The 17387-nt window shown below is 33.0% G+C and carries 14 protein-coding genes; 1 reads left to right on the top strand and 13 read right to left on the bottom strand.

From position 1 onward, the window contains the following. Positions 1 to 80: 80 nt before the first annotated feature. The 5 genes from DWX29_RS01135 to DWX29_RS01115 form a co-directional block, all read right to left on the bottom strand. Positions 81 to 857, bottom strand: coding sequence for a M23 family metallopeptidase (locus DWX29_RS01135; protein ID WP_117908441.1), 777 nt, complete (start codon positions 855 to 857; stop codon positions 81 to 83). Positions 858 to 1029: 172 nt separating this feature from the next. Then, on the bottom strand, positions 1030 to 1545 hold the full coding sequence (locus DWX29_RS01130) for a shikimate kinase (RefSeq protein WP_118564979.1): 516 nt from the start codon (positions 1543 to 1545) through the stop codon (positions 1030 to 1032). A gap of 94 nt (positions 1546 to 1639) precedes the next feature. Next, positions 1640 to 2875 carry a DNA polymerase IV gene (locus DWX29_RS01125; RefSeq protein ID WP_118564978.1) on the bottom strand — a complete coding sequence of 412 codons (1236 nt, stop codon included), beginning with the start codon at positions 2873 to 2875 and terminating at the stop codon, positions 1640 to 1642. A 67-nt stretch (positions 2876 to 2942) separates the two neighbouring features. Next, on the bottom strand, positions 2943 to 3554 hold the full coding sequence (locus DWX29_RS01120; protein ID WP_022089348.1) for a flavin reductase family protein: 612 nt from the start codon (positions 3552 to 3554) through the stop codon (positions 2943 to 2945). Then, on the bottom strand, positions 3554 to 4702 hold the full coding sequence (locus DWX29_RS01115) for an NTF2-like N-terminal transpeptidase domain-containing protein (protein WP_118564977.1): 1149 nt from the start codon (positions 4700 to 4702) through the stop codon (positions 3554 to 3556). The genes DWX29_RS01120 and DWX29_RS01115 overlap by 1 nt, the downstream gene beginning before the upstream one ends. A gap of 121 nt (positions 4703 to 4823) precedes the next feature. Here DWX29_RS01115 and DWX29_RS01110 point away from each other — a divergent pair, with 121 nt between their 5' ends. Then, complete coding sequence (locus DWX29_RS01110) at positions 4824 to 5855, top strand: sigma-70 domain-containing protein (protein WP_118564976.1); 1032 nt, start codon at positions 4824 to 4826, stop codon at positions 5853 to 5855. A gap of 88 nt (positions 5856 to 5943) precedes the next feature. Here the strand turns inward: DWX29_RS01110 and DWX29_RS01105 are convergent, their stop codons facing one another. From DWX29_RS01105 to DWX29_RS01070, 8 genes are all read right to left on the bottom strand, one after another. Beyond that, complete coding sequence (locus tag DWX29_RS01105; RefSeq protein ID WP_117909009.1) at positions 5944 to 6135, bottom strand: Arc family DNA-binding protein; 192 nt, start codon at positions 6133 to 6135, stop codon at positions 5944 to 5946. A gap of 210 nt (positions 6136 to 6345) precedes the next feature. Next, positions 6346 to 7383, bottom strand: a complete 1038-nt coding sequence (locus DWX29_RS01100; protein WP_117908430.1) for an SPFH domain-containing protein — start codon at positions 7381 to 7383, stop codon at positions 6346 to 6348. A gap of 381 nt (positions 7384 to 7764) precedes the next feature. Further along, positions 7765 to 8511 carry a LiaF domain-containing protein gene (locus tag DWX29_RS01095; RefSeq protein ID WP_118564975.1) on the bottom strand — a complete coding sequence of 249 codons (747 nt, stop codon included), beginning with the start codon at positions 8509 to 8511 and terminating at the stop codon, positions 7765 to 7767. After that, positions 8511 to 8969, bottom strand: coding sequence for a LytTR family DNA-binding domain-containing protein (locus tag DWX29_RS01090; protein ID WP_022089342.1), 459 nt, complete (start codon positions 8967 to 8969; stop codon positions 8511 to 8513). Before DWX29_RS01090 ends, DWX29_RS01095 begins: the two co-directional genes overlap by 1 nt. Positions 8970 to 9190: 221 nt before the next feature. Next, the gene (locus DWX29_RS01085) at positions 9191 to 10927 is read right to left on the bottom strand and encodes an ammonium transporter (protein ID WP_243053215.1); all 1737 of its coding nucleotides are present in this window, start codon (positions 10925 to 10927) and stop codon (positions 9191 to 9193) included. Between the two features lie 367 nt (positions 10928 to 11294). Continuing rightward, entirely contained in the window at positions 11295 to 12230 is a 936-nt protein-coding gene (locus DWX29_RS01080) for a transketolase family protein (protein WP_118564973.1), read from the bottom strand. Next, complete coding sequence (locus tag DWX29_RS01075) at positions 12218 to 13054, bottom strand: transketolase (protein ID WP_022089338.1); 837 nt, start codon at positions 13052 to 13054, stop codon at positions 12218 to 12220. Before DWX29_RS01075 ends, DWX29_RS01080 begins: the two co-directional genes overlap by 13 nt. Positions 13055 to 13069: 15 nt before the next feature. Then, a complete protein-coding gene (locus tag DWX29_RS01070) occupies positions 13070 to 17374 on the bottom strand; it encodes a hypothetical protein (RefSeq protein WP_118564972.1) in 4305 nt (1434 codons plus the stop codon). Positions 17375 to 17387: the final 13 nt, after the last annotated feature.

Genomic DNA, 17387 nt, shown 5'->3' with positions numbered 1-17387 from the left:
AACACATTATCGCTCTTTGTAAACCGATTAATTCATACATTTTCACAATTTATTATATGTTTTTTTGTTGAAAATGTTACCTATTTAAGAAAATTAAGTGGATTTACATGCTTATCATTTTGTATTACTTCAAAGTGAAGATGCGGACCTGTACTGTCTCCGGTATTTCCACTAAGTCCTATTATCCTTCCCTGTTCAACCGTATCACCTAAATTAATTAAGATTTTACTTAAATGAGCGTATCTGGTTTTTAGTCCATTTCCATGATTTACCAGTATATTATATCCATAACTGTCACTTAAATATGCTTTTTCTACTGTACCATCTGCTGCCGCACATACGCTTGTTCCAACTTCAACTGCCCAGTCGTGTCCCAAATGTGTGGTTCTTCTGTCAACCACGTCTCCAAATACTGAAGTTGTCACTCCACCACTTACAGGTTTTCTAAGTTGTATCACAGTATTTGATACATTCTGTACTGAATTATCATCAGTTTGGTTTATTTCATTATTTGCTGTCCTTCTCAAATAATCTTTATTTATTGTATTTTTTAAAGACTCCTTATTTGCTGTATCTTCCAAATAGTCAGCTTTTTCACCTTTTATAGAAGATATTTTTGTATTGCAAATTTCTTTAACTGCGCCATCACTTTCTTTATGATTTTTAGCTAAATGTGTATCTGAGGTATCATTTGCCTGAATAACTTTTATAGTTTTATCATTTTCTAAAATCATAAAACTATATGCCCATGTTTCCATTATCATTTGAGAAAAATTAAACAGGATTATCATAAGTATTAAAATTCCTGCCACAACATATGATACTGCATGGCATTTGTTTATATACTTACTATTCATTTTTAATTGTAAACGCCTCCAAATAAATTGTTATTTTGTTCACATGCTACCAGGCTCAAAAGTTCTAAGCCTACATGAGTTTGTTCATAAGTAAGTGAATTATCTTATTATTCGCCTTTGTATTAACAAATTATTTTATTCACATTCGTTTTTTCCTATTTTTACATCTGCCCTATTTTTCGCCTTTGTACTCTTTTATTTTTTCTAATGTTAACTGCACAGTTTCTTCTACATTTATGTTACTTTCATTTACCACTACATCTGCATATTTTTCATAAAGGGGTACTCTTTCGTTAAATAAATCATCAAGCGCCTGTCCATCACGCAAAACTACGCCTCTGTTTTTCAAATTGCCAAGTCTCTTTTTTAGGTTTGCCAAATCAAGCTCTAAATATACAACAGTTGCAATTTCTGACAAATGTTCCATTGCTTCCCTGCCGTACACTACGCTTCCGCCTGTTGAAATAATGGCTTTTTTAGGATTTAATGATTTATTTACATCATTTTCTACCTGAATAAATCCATCTATTCCTTTTTCAGCTATTATTTCTTTAAGCAATTTATTTTCTCTATCCTGAATTACCAAATCAGCATCTATAAACTGGTATCCCATCAACTTTGCAAGTATTACTCCTACTGTACTTTTTCCTACTCCCGGCATTCCTATTAAAACAATATTTTCCTTCATTTTCAGTCCTTTCTCTATTTGTTGCTATTTAATACTTTATCAATTTTATAATTTTTTGCTACTGCTTACACTTTGTAAAATTAGCTATTAGTATTTAATGTTTCTTTATTTTATCTTTATTTAAAAGACTTGCCCTTGACACGGCATCTTCTCCATATTTTTCTTTTATTGCATCTAATGCCTTATCAAGTTTTTTCATTTTTTCTCTGGACGGTTGAACCTTTTGTGATTGTTTTTCATTCATAAGCTCAAATATTGACATTTGCTCCGGCTCATCTTCTCCTACAAGATTCGCTGTTCTTATTCCTAAAAGTCTTACCGGCTTTCCTGTCCAAATATCCTTAAATAACTGTTTTGCATTTTCGTATATTTCATTTTCTACATTTGTAGCATTATACAAACTTGTCTGATGAGACATTTTTGAAAAATCATTATACTTTATCTCAATGGCAATTGTTTTTGCTTTTTGTCCGGACTCTCTCAATCGTCCGCTTACCTTTACAGCCAACTGTAATAATACTAAATTTATATCATCTATTTTGTCTAAATCTGTTGGAAGTGTTGTAGAATTTCCAATTCCTTTCAAATCTTCTTTTGTAGCATTTACTTTTGAATCATCAATTCCATTTGCATACTCCCACAAAATTTTCCCGTGTTTTTTCAAATGTGATTCCACTATATTAACAGGTGTATTTGCTAACTGACCTATTGTATGGATTCCTAATTTATTTAAAACTTCCACACTTGATTTGCCTACCATAAATAGTTCACCAACCGGAAGGGGCCACATTTTTGTTTTTATTTCTTCCGGAAACAATGTATGTATTTTATTTGGCTTTTCAAAATCTGATGCCATTTTTGCTAATACTTTTTTAGAAGAAATTCCTATGTTTACTGTAAATCCTAATTCATTTTGAATTCTGTTTTTTATAACCTCTGCTGCTGTCATGTATGAACTGAATTTATTTTGAATTCCCGTGTAATCAAAATAACATTCATCAACACTTACCTGTTCAATATCTGAAGTATACTCTTTTAATATGGAAATAAATTTTCTGCTTTGTTCATGATAATACTCATGTTCTGGTGGTATTATCATAATATCAGGGCATTTTTTTAATGCATCAGCCACCGGCTCACCTGTTTTTATTCCATATTTCTGAGCTGATATTGATTTTGCAAGGACTATTCCATGACGTTTTTCTCTGTCACCACCTATGATAGCCGGAATTGTTCTTACATCTACATCATTGCCTTCCTTTAGCAGTTTTACTGCAGTCCAACTTAAAAATGCTGAATTTACATCAATATGAAATATAATTTGTTCCATACACTGCCACCTGCCTTTTTCCTAGTAGCTTTTCCTAAATATCTATGCTTTTGCATTTTTCGACTTTTTATCTCTTATTTTCTAATCTTTTCTTTTTATTTGCAGAATTTTTTCTCTTTTTCTTCATTACGCTATAACCAAATCTTCCAAGATTTTGACCTAAACTATAATAATGTCCATGAGAATATACTATTGGATTTGCTTTTTCTAATTGGAATCTTCCATCCTTATCCATATATTCTTTGTCTGCGTGTACTGCTAATACATTTGCAATAAACATGTCATGAGAACCACATTCTTTTACATCAACAACTTTGCACTCAATGTTCACCGGACTTTCTTTTATTAATGGAGCCTTTACATACTGTGCCTTTTCTTTTGTCAAATGTGCTTCTTTAAATTTATCGACATCTCTTCCTGATTTAACTCCACAATAATCTGTTGCATACGCCAAATCTTTTGTAGTCAGATTTATTACAAATTCTCCTGTTTCTTTTATCATCTTATACGAATGTCGCGATGGTCGTATTGATACATAAGCCATCGCCGGATTTGTACATATTGTGCCTGTCCATGCAACTGTCAGTACATTGTCATTACCTTCGTTATCACTTACCGTTACCAAAACTGCAGGCAAAGGAAATATCATATTCCCCGGTTTCCAAATTTCTTTTGACATTAATCTTCTCCCTTTTCTTTTTGATTTTTATTTTTGACTTTTATATCTGTAAGGGTTAATGTTTGATCTTCATTTAATGTATAGGTTAAAGTCATTTTTGTTTTACATGAACCACCTATACTGTAAACATAACTTGTATAAATAGCAGTATCTGTAGAAGACACGTATGTATAAGTAAAATCATATGTAACAGTAAATGTATTGTCATTATTATACACACTCTGATGTTTCATTTCTCCTGGTTCAAATGAAACTACTGAATATTTATCAATGTTCTTTGTTTCTGGCCAATATAATACTTCTTCTGTTTCTTTTAAATATTTATCAACCTTTTTCTGAAGTTTTTTATCATTTGCGAAATATGCTTTTAACTCTTTATTATTGCCTTTTTTCTCCCTTGCATTAACATAAAACTGAGTAATCATATTGTCTGCATTTGCCTTTATTTTTTCTTCAAATTCTAAATTTGCATGATATGCTGTAGCGTCGAAATTAATTGTAGTTCCTTCCTGAAGAATTTCAGGTTTTAAATCTATCTGACTATATCTGTTTATCGCATTTGCGTCATATGCTCCGTAAAGTATTTTATCAAAATGATATGTATCTGTATTTGTATTCGCGTCTGTCGTGACCTTAGCCATGTCTTTTGTTACGACTTCTCCATTTATATATAAAGCATCTCCTGTCGGCACAACAAAATTTACGTTTTTTACAAGCATTTTTGATATATCTACTTTATAATCAGGAATAATCTGCATTCCATGTTTTACTTCATCAAATACCAATTTTATTGTCTGGTTAGTTTCTGTTGTTTCATTATTACATATAATATCTACTGTCTTTTTGCCATTTTCTTTATATGGCTCAGAAATTTCATATGAATCAATTACAATAGATTCTCTTATCTTTTTCACTCTGTCTGTGTATGCAGTTTTGTTTATATATGTATTCTTTGGCTGATTTACAAGACCATATATTGTATCATAATCCTGAGCTAAAAATGCTTTGAAATATGCAACTGCCTCATCAGTAGGATTAGATTCATAATTTACATATGACAATCCTGCGCCTATTACTGCACATACTGTCAAAAATAAAAGTGCTCCTATCAGTCTTACTATATTGGAATTTATTATTTTTTTAATCATTTCAATCCACCTTCCCGTTTCAAAATAATGTTACCTATTATCCTTGATTTTTGCAAGGCTTTTATGTATCATTTATGTATCAAAATTGCTTTTACTTTACAAAAAGCGGATTGGAGAATTCATGGACAAAAAATTACTTTTTAATGATGCTTTGTCTTCTTTAATAGAATTTGCGGCAGCTAATGCAAACCATGTGTCTACTGAAGACATTCATACTTTTTTCAATGACATAATAGAAGATGAAAAGCAATACGAATTTATATATAAGTACTTACAGGAAAGTAAAATAAAAATTGATGGAATGGATTATATTGTTTCTGAAGAAGTGACTATTGATCCTAAGGAAGAAGAGGCTAAGGAATTAGAGACCGTAAAAGCAGCTGAAAGTAAAGTTGTAGAAACTGAAGCTGAACTTGCTTTTATTGAAATGTATAAAAAGGATTTAGAAGCTATTGATGAAATATCAGAAGCCGAGCTTGCTAACTTACTTGATTTGCTTGCAAACGGAGACCTTTCTGTTACTAATAAAATTGTTGAATCTCAACTTTCAAAAGTAGCTGGCATTGCAAATGAATTTCGTGGGCAGGGTGTAACTTATGGTGATTTAATTCAGGAAGCAAATATCGGATTAATGATAGCTCTTTCTGAATTTAATGGTTCTTCAGATGAATTTGCAGCTTATGTTGATGATGCCATCAGAAATACATTAACTCTTGTCATCAATGACCAAATTAACGAAGACCGTGTTGGCGAACATCTGGCTAACCGTATGAATGAATTAGATGAAATTTCCAGAGACCTTACTGAATTGCTTGGTCGTGCTCCAACTTTTGAAGAGTTGGCTAAGAAAATGGGCATAACTGAAGATGAAGTTGAAACTATTGTAAAAACTTCTCTTAATGTTTTAAATGCCGGTGATTCTCAGGATGCAGAAGCTATCAATAAAGCGTCTTCTGAATTAAACGCTACAGAAGCTAATAATTCTGATTTAAATGATTTGGGCTTAAATGATTTTGAATCTTCTATATTAAATAACTCTGTATCAAATGACTTTGGAACATCTTCTCCATTAATTAATAATACTGACGAAGAATTTGAATCTTCTGAAACAGATTTAGGTGACCCATTAGAATGGAAGATAAATAAAAAATAGTATTTTGGAATGCAAAAAATATGATTTTAAAATAGAAAAAACAACGGATGATTTTAAGAAATATTAAAATCATCCGTTGTTTTTCACACTATTTTCCTTTTCTTTTTTTTACGCACTCCGCTAAAAGATATTCAATCTGGCCATTTATTGAGCGGAAATCATCTTCTGCCCATGCTGCAATCTCTTCCCATAATGAAGGGGACAGTCTTAACAACACCTGTTTCTTTGCCTTTTCTTTTTCTTTTAGTTTTTTTTCTTTTGTTAATATTTCTTTTTCCATATTAGAAATATTTTCTAAACGTTTTTGGAGCTCAAGTTCTTTTTTATTAAGTTGTTCTTCCTTATCCATACCGGCTCCTTTCACTGTTTTTTCAATATATATAGTTTCAAATAGTCATAACTTTTTTAATTTATTTTAGCACAATTGTTTGACTTATTTTAACATTATTATCTGATGAATTAATTTTCAATTTATTATTTTCTATTTTTATTAATAAATACTTCCGCTGTTCACAATTGGTTGTGCTTCTTTATTTCCACATAACACAACTAAAAGATTACTTACCATAGCAGCTTTTCTTTCTTCATCAAGCACCACAATTTCTTCTTCTCCAAGTTGGTCAATTGCCATTTTAACCATACTTACTGCGCCTTCAACAATTTTCTGTCTTGCTGCAATAATTGCCGTTGCCTGTTGTCTCTGAAGCATTGCTGCAGCTATTTCTTCTGCATATGACAAATGAGTTATTCTAACTTCCATAATTTCTATTCCGGCATCTTCAACCTTTTTCTGTAACTCTACTTCCATACTATCTGCAATTTCCTGGCTGCTTCCACGTAGAGTCTTTTCGTTATCATCCTCATTTTCATCTGATATTATATCATAAGGATACAATCTTGAAATATTTCTTATTACAGAATCACACTGAGTTGATAAAAATTTCATATAATTATCAACATTTAAAACTGCTTTTGTAGGGTCAATTATCTTGCAAATAACCACCGCTCCGATAATTATCGGATTTCCTAAAGCATCATTCACTTTCTGTTTCTCATTATTTAATGTTATAACCTTAGTTGATATTTTCTTTTTTGTAACTCCGGCAACTTTTGCTGAGCTGTTACCATTAGCATCAGAAGAAATTTCAAAGATATTTCCTGTTGTTTCTTCGTTAGGAACTACTGCACTACAAAATGGATTTATAAAATAAAATCCTGCACTTTTAATTGTGCCATAATATTCACCAAAAAGAGTAAATACCATTGCTTCATTAGGATTAACTGATTTTAGTCCACATGACAGAACAATAGATACAATTAATAACGCTAAACTAACAACAAATAAACCGATTCCTAATCCAAATATCACGTCATTAACATCTTCATAGTTTATTGCAAAAACTAATCCTAGTACAAACGTCACAACTGTTGCTACATATCCAAGTATATTGGCAAATAACATTGCGAATCCATTTTTCTTAGTAATTTCCCTTTCCTTTACATTACTTAACTTTACATTTTCATCCATAACTTTATCCTCCTAAGTATTAAAGCGATATTATTTTGATATTACTTTAATACTTATTCTTTTCTTTGTCAATGATAAAATTTATAATACACAAATTCTGATAATTTACTTTTTCCCTCCTATGGTCTATGTGAATAAACTTTAATAAAATTTATTCACAAGACAAAAGTATTTTCTGCATTGTAGCATATGCTCTAATCAAAAAAGACCAAACAGTGTGCTGATATGTACCCAGAATTCTGGACACATATCATGCATGCATACTGTTCAGTCTTTTTTCTTATACTTATTCTTTTATTGTAATTGATTGCTTTTTAATTCTATACTAAATTTTATTATAGGTTTATTTTTCTCATACCTCTTTTGCTACTACTTCTATATTTAAATGTATTTTATTGTAACGCCAGACAAATTTGCTGATCCCTTAATAACAACTGTCACGCTTTCAGCATCTGTTGGTGCTTTTGTACCTTCTTCGTCGTAGCCGCCAAATGAACAATTTAACTCATTTTCTACAATCCAGTTAGCCGGAATATAAATTTCCACTCCTCCAAATGAATTCTTTATTTCTATTTCAAGTCTCTTACTTGGCACTTTTGCCTTATCTAAATAAATTGACATTCCTGAAAATTCATTTCTTACATATACTTTTTTTAAATTATTTGAAGTAATGTATTTAACAGTTCCTGCAAATTTTGATTCGCATATTACTACTTCTCCGCTATCCTGCTCTACATTGACATTTTCATCAAAATATTTTCCTTCATTACTACTATTATTGCTGTAATAATGATTTCCACCTGAGTAATCTTTTTTCCATTTTTTATTTTTCTTTCCAAATATCATGCTTATTCCAATACTTCCTAACAATGCTGCAAACAGAATCGGCCATGGAGTTATACTTTCAATGTGAAGTTGCTCTGACCAGACAATTGCTAAAAAAGCAAGCGAGAATAATATTGTTGTTACCTGTAATCTTACGATTCCATCTAATAATGCAGCACCAAAAAGTACTGTAAAAATTATACTCCAGACACCCACGCCTTCAATCAGACCCAGACCATTAACTACAATTAATGCAGCCATTATTATAAATATCATTCCCCAGTAAATATTGTTTTTTTTCATCACATATTCCTCATTTCTTCTAATTTTTCTTTTAACGGCTTGTAATATGCCCTTGAAACATATACATGTTTAGGCGTTCCTTCAAATTCAATTAAACTTGACGCTGTCAGATTTCTTGTAATCGCATACACTTTCTTTACATTTAAAATTGCTGACTTTGATATTCTGCTAAAGTACCATGGTAATATTTTCTCCAATTCGTATAATTTACTGCCTGTTAAAAATATCTCATTTGCTGTATGAGCCATAACCTGATTGTTATCAGTTTCAAAAAAAAGAATTTCACCAACATCTATATAAAATTCTTTTTCACCCTGTTTAAGCTCAATTTTAAGACTCTGGTTTTCCATCGCTGAGATAGTTTTCTGAATATTAATTATATTCTCATTCAGTTCGTGGCAATTTATTATTACCTGTTCCTCTATGCAGTTTTCATCCACATTTACGATTACTTTCATATCTGACTCCTTATGTGATGATTATATTTGCAAATTATGTGGATGTAAATAGATTTTATGTAAGTGGTATTTTATTAGCAGTAAGTGGTAAATACCAGTCTGTGAACGTTATTTGCAAACAAATTTAGGAGCCGATGGATAACCACCGGCCCCTTTAATGAGATTAAGTAAAATATATTTTAAGAACAGAGTTCCTAAATATCCATTATATTGTTGAGTATTTACTCATTTGAAAGTGCTGCAATACCTGTGTCACCTGTTCTGACTCTCATTACATCTTCTACATCTGTTACGAAAATCTTACCATCGCCAACACCGCCTGTATAAAGAGCTTTTCTAGCTGCTGCTACTACAAGATTAGGATCAACTGTTGATACAACAATTTCAACTTTAACCTTTGGAAGAAGGTTCATGCTCATCTTAACACCTCTGTAAACACCACTCTTTCCCTGTTCAACACCACAGCCCATTGCCTGGATAACTGTCATACCTGTTACACCGATAGCTGCCATTGTGTCTTTAAGGGTTCCAAATTTATCTTCATTACAAATAACTGTAATCTTTGTATATTTTCCAGTTGGTTTTGCTTCACCAATTGATAATGTAGCAGGTTCAAGATTTGCTACATCTACTGCTCCTACGCTTTCACCCATGTATGAAGGTGTTGTAGGAAGGAAGTCTGCATATGCTGATGCAAGACCATGTTCTGATATATCCATACCAATAATTTCTTCTTCTGCTGTTGTTCTAATTCCAATTGTATGTTTAATAAGCTGGAATACAATTGTCATCATGATTGCTGCGTATACATCAATAGCAACAATACCTAAAATCTGAATTCCTAATAATTTTGCTCCACCACCGTAGAATAAACCTGCGTAATAAGAACCATCTGCAAATGCCTGAACTGTGTCGCCTTTACCTGTTGCAAATAAGCCTACTGCAATTGTTCCCCAAACACCGTTTGCCCAGTGAACACCAACTGCCCCAACAGGGTCATCAATGTGTAACTTCTTATCAAGTACTTCTACTACTACATCTACTAAAATACCTGCAACTGCACCAATTACTAAAGCACCAATTGTATCAACTGAAGCACAACCTGCTGTAATTGCTACCAAACCTGCAAGTGATGCATTTAAGCACATACCTACATCAGGTTTTCCATCTTTAATCCAAGTAAATATCATACATACAACTGTTGCTGTTGCAGGAGCGATTGTTGTATTCATAAAGATTGATGCAAGACTGTCTGTGTTTGTTGCAGCTGCACCGTTAAATCCATACCATCCAAACCAAAGGATGAAACATCCAAGAGCTCCAAGTGTTATTGAATGTCCACCGATAGCATTTGAAATAATTGTTCCATCTGCTTTCTTTGTGTATTTACCAATTCTGGCTCCAAGAATAATTGCTCCGACTAAAGCTGCCATACCACCTACTGAGTGGATTACTGCTGAACCTGCGAAATCTACGAAATGTAATTTCTGTAACCATCCGTTTCCGCCGTAGTTCCAAACCCAACCTGCTTCAATAGGATATACAATCAAACTGATTGCTGCTGAGTAAACACAATAAGCACTGAATTTTGTTCTTTCAGCCATAGCTCCTGAAACAATTGTTGCTGCTGTTGCACAGAATACTAACTGGAATACGAACTGTGACCAATTGAAGTTGCTGTAATTTGTGAAGATGTCAAGATTTGGAATACCAATGATTCCCATTACATAATCTTCTGACATCATAAGTCCAAAACCTAAAACAATGTACATTATAGTACCGATACAAAAATCCATCAGGTTCTTCATGATAATGTTACCTGCATTCTTTGCTCTGGTAAATCCTGTTTCAACCATTGCGAAACCGGCCTGCATAAAGAATACTAAACTTGCACCAATTAAGAACCAAATTGCAAAACTACTACTTGTAGCTGCCTCCAAAATTTCATTTGCGTCCATAACTAATTCCTCCATTCTTTTTTCATTGTCCTAAAGATTTTACTTAAGAAAGCATTTTTAAAGGGGAAACACTTTCCAAGTTTTGAGAATTTTTTCTTCTCATTTGTAATCATCCGGTAAATATTAATTACTGTATAATTACTAATACAAAAAAAATACAAGGGCACTGACTTCTTTCGTCTGCGCCCTTGCATTTCTTATCATGCAATGTATTCTAGCAAATGATTTTTTAAATTTCAACTAAAAATCGATTTTGCTTATTTTATAATACAAATCCTTTTGTATTTTAAATTGACATTTAATTATTTTAATTTGACGTTTATTTTATTCATATATTCCTTAAAAAATTTAATGTCAATTGCATCTTTTACATTATTTCTTTAATTGATTTATATACGCCTTCGCCATCTAAACCAAATTCTTTTAACAACTCAACAGCCGGTCCTGAATGTCCATAAACATCCTGAACACCAATTTTTGTAACAGGTGTAGGACATTTTGCACTTAAGCAGTCACAAACTGCACTTCCAAGTCCACCAATAACTGAATGTTCTTCAACAGTTACTACTTTACCTGTAGCCTTTGCTGATTCTACAATTAACTCTTCATCTAATGGCTTAATTGTATGAATATTAATTACTGTAGCTTCAATTCCATCATGTGACAATTTTTCTGCTGCTTCCAAAGCTGAAGATACCATAAGTCCTGTTGCAACAATTGTAAGGTCCTTACCTTCACGCATTGTTACACCCTTGCCTACTTCAAACTTGTAATCTTCTTTATTTAATACAGGTGCAGCCAAACGTCCAAATCTTAAATAAACAGGTCCGTCAATTTCATATGCTGCCTTTACTGCCGCTCTTGCTTCTACATCATCACATGGATTAATAACTGTCATTCCAGGGATTGTTCTCATTAAAGCAATATCTTCATTACACTGATGTGTAGCTCCATCTTCACCTACAGAAATACCTGCATGTGTAGCTCCTATTTTTACATTAAGATGTGGATATCCAATTTCATTTCTAATCTGTTCGTAAGCCCTTCCTGCTGCAAACATAGCAAATGTACTTGCAAAAGGAACTTTACCTGTTGTTGAAAGTCCTGCTGCAATCCCCATCATATTTGCTTCTGCAATACCACAGTCAAAGAATTTGTCAGGGTTTGCTTTTTTGAAAATGCCTGTCTTTGTAGCTGCTGCTAAATCAGCGTCTAATACTACTACGTTATCATGCTCTTTAGCTAATTCTACAAGTGCATTACCATAGCTTTCTCTTGTTGCTATCTTCTTTACTTCTGACATAATGCTTCACCTGCTTTCTCTAATTCTTCCATTGCCTGTTCAAACTGCTCATCATTTGGAGCTGCACCATGCCATGAAGCCTGGTTTTCCATAAACGAAACGCCTTTTCCTTTAATACTCTTCATAATAATTGCTGTAGGCATTCCTTTTGTTTCTCTTGCTTCCTTTAAAGCTGCTCTAATTTCATCAAAATTATGAGCATCTATATTAATTACATGGAAATTAAATGCTTCAAATTTCTTATCAATTGGGTATGGTGAACATACATCTTCAATTGTTCCATCAATCTGAAGGTTATTATTATCGACAATAACAGTAAGGTTATCTAACTTCTTTGCTCCTGCAAACATAGCTGCTTCCCAAATCTGTCCTTCCTGAATTTCGCCATCACCTGTAACTGCAAATACTCTGTAATCTTTGTTATCAATCTTTGCGCCTAAAGCCATTCCTACTGCTGCAGAAACACCCTGTCCTAATGAACCTGCTGACATATCAACACCCGGTGTATGCTTCATATCGGGATGTCCCTGTAAATAAGAACCGATATGTCTTAAAGTTGTTAAATCTTCCTTAGGGAAGAATCCTTTTTCTGCTAACACTGCATATAAAGCAGGTGCAACGTGACCTTTTGATAAAACTAATCTGTCTCTGTCTTCCATCTTAGGATTTTTAGGGTCAACATTCATTTCTTCGAAATACAAAAATGTTAACATGTCGGCTACTGATAATGATCCACCCGGATGTCCTGATTTTGCGCTGTGTACGCCTTTAATAACACCTTTACGCACTTCATTTGCTATTTTTTCAAGCTGTAAATTTTCCATTTTAATTCCTTTCTTTTATTTAATATTAAAATCTGCTTCTTTTAATATCTGCAAATCGTCTTTATCTTTTGTTTTAAAAATACCAACGATTTTTCTGCCTAATTTATGTTTTGCCCTTTTTATGGCTGCATCTAATATTTGTTCAACATCCTTCTGACTGATTTCTTTCTTTGTTCCATACCAGTCATCTATAGCTTTAAATAATGCAAGCATTCCCATCTCGTTGATATTAAAGCCGTTATCTTTAGCATATTGAACACCATAAGCTACCCATTCTTTTACATTATAAGTCTTAATAAGAATAGGATAATCAAAAATCTGTTTTAACTCTTCATTCTCATCAAACATATCTGCCATTGCATCAGTTTCTCCTTCAAGAACTATCAACATGTCATTTGTATAAAGTTTAGCAGACTTAATTATCTCATCTATTTGCTCACTATTCAAATCTGTAGCTTTTTCTACAATTAAATCGCTTCCCATAAGTTTGTTTAATGCAGCTGTAAATCCTCTTCGGTTTAATACCTCCGCATTTACTTTAGCAATTCTTCTTCCGGTTCTGCCTCTCTTTGCATTAACCATCTTGATTATATCAATAGCCAATGTAGTTTTTCCACTTTTTTCATCACCACTGATTGCTATGTTTCCATTAGAAGAATTTCCATCAGGCACAAATTCTTTGACTAATTTTTCAATTGTGTATTTTATTGTATCGTCCAATCCTTCAATGTTTGTATAATTTGCAAACACCTTCATATCTTCATCTGTTACAATTTTTGTTCCTGAATTATCTTTTTCTTCTTTTGTTTCAGATTCTTTCTCTGCTGATTTCTGTTCTGTTTCCTGTTCTGAACCTTTACCTTCTTCTACTGCATCTGATTCCTGCTCTGCAGGTTCAACTTCTTCTGGCTCTGATTCAACATAATCTTCTGATTTATCTAATGATCCTTTTAATTTACTATCTTCTACTTCATCATTATCATCCAGCCCATCAACTGATTCTGAATCTTCTTTAGAATCCGCAACATCCGTCAAATCACTTAACTCTAATGCATCCTCATCGCTCAAATCAGGTAAATCGAGATTTGGAATTTCTATCTTAGGTATATCAAGTTCCGGTATGCTTATCTCCGGCATGCTTTCAATTTCCTGCGCAATCTTATCCATTTCGGCTGATACTTCAGGCATTTCAACATTTTCCATATCTGATTTTTTTGTTTCTTCCGGCTCGTCTTTAGTTAAATTTTCTGATGAATCTTCAACTTCTTCCACGTCATCAATTGTTTCATAATCTTCTATTGTTTCCGCAAATTCGTTTTCGGATTCATCAGTACTATTTATTTCAAACTCCTCTGTTGATTCGTTTTCTAATTCATCAACAGGTTTGTTTTCCGTTTTTCCTAGCGATTCCATTTCCGGCTCTGTTGATTCAACTGCGTCTTCATCAATTGTATCACTTTCCGACTCACCAACTGTTTCTTCTAAAGGTTCATCCAGCAATTCAGGCTCTTCAGAAATTATATTTTCCTCCGCCTCTTTTACCAAATCACTGATACTCTTAGGTCTTTCTAATTCCATTGTTTTATCAATGTCTGAAATTAAAATTGACTCTCTTCGTTCTCTTTCAAGTTCTTCAGCAGGCATATCTCTGAAATCAATAATATCATTGTTAAATATTTCCTCTAAATCTGCTGATAATTCACTTAAACGCTTTTTAGGTAATTTTTCTGTAACAACCTCAGGCTCTTCATATTCTGGCAACTCCTCAGGCTCACCTTCAATATTCATCATTCTTTCGGAATCTATAATATTATTTAATTCTTCAAGTTCTTCCTTTTCATATTGAATAGTTTCCTCTATGTCGTAATTTACCAAATCTTCTTCCGGCAACTGATTCCCTAATACTGAATCATCTGTACCACTAATTATCTCAGGCATATCGAATTCCAAATCCAATGTTGGTACATTTGTCTGTTCTGACTCAGCTGCCTTTTCCAATTCCTCTTCGATATTTGGTATTGCTTTTGTTTCACCTGCGACTTCTTCATCTTCCAAAGCTTCAATGTCGATGTTTGGTATTACTTTTGTTTCACCTACGGCTTCTTCATTACCTAAAGTATCCATATCGGTATTCGGTGTTGCTTTTGTTTCACCTGCAGTTTCTGTATCTTCCAAAGCTTCAATATCAAAATTTGGAATTTCATTTGTTTCAGGTGATTTTTCAATATTATCTGTTTTTTCAAAATCAATCGGATCCAATGTTATTTCTGTCATCTCATTATCCATATTTGGAATTGAAGATGTATGCTTTTCTAATTGAACCGTATCTGAAATATCATTTGAACTTACATTAATTCTTTTTTCATTATGTCTTTCAGGAGCAGCAGACTGGTTTACTATTTCATTTAAATCCATTGTTCCAAATGAAATTTCACCTGTCTGGAATTTAATTTCCTCTTCTATAACATCGGTATCAACATCAGGAACAAATACATCTGCTGCCGCTTCTGCTGCAAATGATTCAAGTCCACGTTGAACCATATCTAATTCTTTTTCGTGGTCTGCACCAAGTTCCTTATCATGAGTAGGATTTTCAAATTCTGATACACCGGCATGCTGTATCTCTTTTCCCTGATTACTTATCTCAATTTCATCAAAATACTGCTCATTATCATAGTTATATGTCTCAGTATCTTCGATTTCCTGTTCATTTCCTTCTTCATCTATACCAAGACCTTCATGTATCGACTGAATTCTCTTATAGTCAGGATTTATTTTTTCAAAATCTTCTTCTGTTTTTTCGACAATATTTTCTGCCTCATCTAAGGCCTTAACTGCCTTTTCAACTGTGTCCGCCTTAAGAATTCCCCTATCCTGAAGTTTATGTAAAACTTCTTCTATTGATAATTGTCCTGTATTCTGCTTTTTAACTATCTGATCTTCTTCATCATCAGTTATGCTTTCGTTATTTGAAGCATTATCTTCTTCGCTAAGACTTTTTTCATCAGAATCATTTTCTTGTATAGCATCAACATTCTCTTTACCATCCAAAATAGTTTCCGCTTCTTTATCGACATTGTTTTCTGTAGAATCGCTTTCAACAGCTATTTTTTCAACATCCAACTTGCCATCGCTTTCATCTGTCGCTTCTTTAGCTGAATAATCTGACTTTTCTTTAGAACTTTCTTCAATATTAGCTTCATCGACTATAAACTCATTTTCTTTTGATTCCAAGTTTTCTTCTGATTCCAAATTTTTGTTCACTTCTGGATTCTCCTCTGATTCTGAATTTTCTTCTGATTCTAACTCCAATTCGTCTTTTTCAAATTCATCTTCAAAAGTAATCTCATGCATTTCAGGATCATTTTGCTTTACAAATATCTCCTGTACATCAGGATTGTTCTGCTGTGCAAACAGTTCTTTTTGTTCCGATTCACCTTCGGCTTTCTTTTCGTCATTTGACTTGTGAATACTTTCTATAACAGGATGTTTAAGCTTTCTGATACTTTCTTTAAAATTATCCTTTCTTATCATAAATGGAATGCTTGGTCTCTCGTCAATAACCTCATCAGCTATCTTTACCGACACTGATTCTTTCTCTTTATCTTCAGAGATGGCATTATCTATTGATAAGTTATCTTCTATGTCTCCTGCCTGTTTGTTTTCTTTTCTCTCATCTTTTTCTATCTTTTGTAAAGGCTTTCTGCCTAATCTATAATTGTCATATCTCTCCTGCTGAAGCTTTGTAAGTGGTCTGTAAAGTTTTTTTAACTCCATAGCCTTATTTACATATTTTCCTTCAGCAAACCATAAGCTTATTTCATCGCACATATCAACGCAGTTTTCTTCATCTCCTGCTTCATGATATAACTTAGCTAATTCATAAGCCCATTTTTCCTCCATGTCTTCCTGAATATACTTTTCAAGGATTTCTATTAGTTTTCCAATTGGAACCTTCTTTGCTTTCTGCATTTCATACTGCAATATATATTTATCATTGTCCCTAGGTGCAAGTTCAACAAAGTCCTGATAAAACTCTTCTGCTTCATCAAACTGCTGTAATTTTGCTGACAACAAACACAACCTATAAGCCAAATGTCTTCCTGTATTTGTATTTTCATAAGCAATAATCAAAGCCTGCTTTGCCTTATCATACTGCTTTGCCATTTCGTATGCATCTGCTATTAGGGATAAAATGTCATTTGCTTTTTCTCTTCTATAATCAAGAGAGTCTGCGATTTGCACTGCTCTTTCGTAATCTTTATTACGAACAGCTACTCTCATTTCTTCTATTTTAAAGTTATACTCATTTCTATCCATTTTGATAAACACC

Source organism: Eubacterium sp. AF19-12LB (assembly GCF_003479125.1).
Classification (GTDB): domain Bacteria; phylum Bacillota; class Clostridia; order Lachnospirales; family Lachnospiraceae; genus Eubacterium_U; species Eubacterium_U album.
Note: the sequence above shows the minus strand (reverse complement) of the source record. Positions and strands in the feature narration are given on the sequence as shown.

What these genes read in the sequence shown, in the direction of transcription:
- DWX29_RS01120 (WP_022089348.1), bottom strand. Translation starts at nt 3,554, where the DNA reads ATGTCAAAAGAAATTTGGAAACCGGGGAATATGATATTTCCTTTGCCT.
- DWX29_RS01090 (WP_022089342.1), bottom strand. Translation starts at nt 8,969, where the DNA reads ATGAAAGTAATCGTAAATGTGGATGAAAACTGCATAGAGGAACAGGTA.
- DWX29_RS01130 (WP_118564979.1), bottom strand. Translation starts at nt 1,545, where the DNA reads ATGAAGGAAAATATTGTTTTAATAGGAATGCCGGGAGTAGGAAAAAGT.
- DWX29_RS01080 (WP_118564973.1), bottom strand. Translation starts at nt 12,230, where the DNA reads ATGTCAGAAGTAAAGAAGATAGCAACAAGAGAAAGCTATGGTAATGCA.
- DWX29_RS01115 (WP_118564977.1), bottom strand. Translation starts at nt 4,702, where the DNA reads ATGATTAAAAAAATAATAAATTCCAATATAGTAAGACTGATAGGAGCA.
- DWX29_RS01095 (WP_118564975.1), bottom strand. Translation starts at nt 8,511, where the DNA reads ATGAAAAAAAACAATATTTACTGGGGAATGATATTTATAATAATGGCT.
- DWX29_RS01085 (WP_243053215.1), bottom strand. Translation starts at nt 10,927, where the DNA reads ATGGACGCAAATGAAATTTTGGAGGCAGCTACAAGTAGTAGTTTTGCA.
- DWX29_RS01105 (WP_117909009.1), bottom strand. Translation starts at nt 6,135, where the DNA reads ATGGAAAAAGAAATATTAACAAAAGAAAAAAAACTAAAAGAAAAAGAA.
- DWX29_RS01070 (WP_118564972.1), bottom strand. Translation starts at nt 17,374, where the DNA reads ATGGATAGAAATGAGTATAACTTTAAAATAGAAGAAATGAGAGTAGCT.
- DWX29_RS01100 (WP_117908430.1), bottom strand. Translation starts at nt 7,383, where the DNA reads ATGGATGAAAATGTAAAGTTAAGTAATGTAAAGGAAAGGGAAATTACT.
- DWX29_RS01135 (WP_117908441.1), bottom strand. Translation starts at nt 857, where the DNA reads ATGAATAGTAAGTATATAAACAAATGCCATGCAGTATCATATGTTGTG.
- DWX29_RS01110 (WP_118564976.1), top strand. Translation starts at nt 4,824, where the DNA reads ATGGACAAAAAATTACTTTTTAATGATGCTTTGTCTTCTTTAATAGAA.
- DWX29_RS01075 (WP_022089338.1), bottom strand. Translation starts at nt 13,054, where the DNA reads ATGGAAAATTTACAGCTTGAAAAAATAGCAAATGAAGTGCGTAAAGGT.
- DWX29_RS01125 (WP_118564978.1), bottom strand. Translation starts at nt 2,875, where the DNA reads ATGGAACAAATTATATTTCATATTGATGTAAATTCAGCATTTTTAAGT.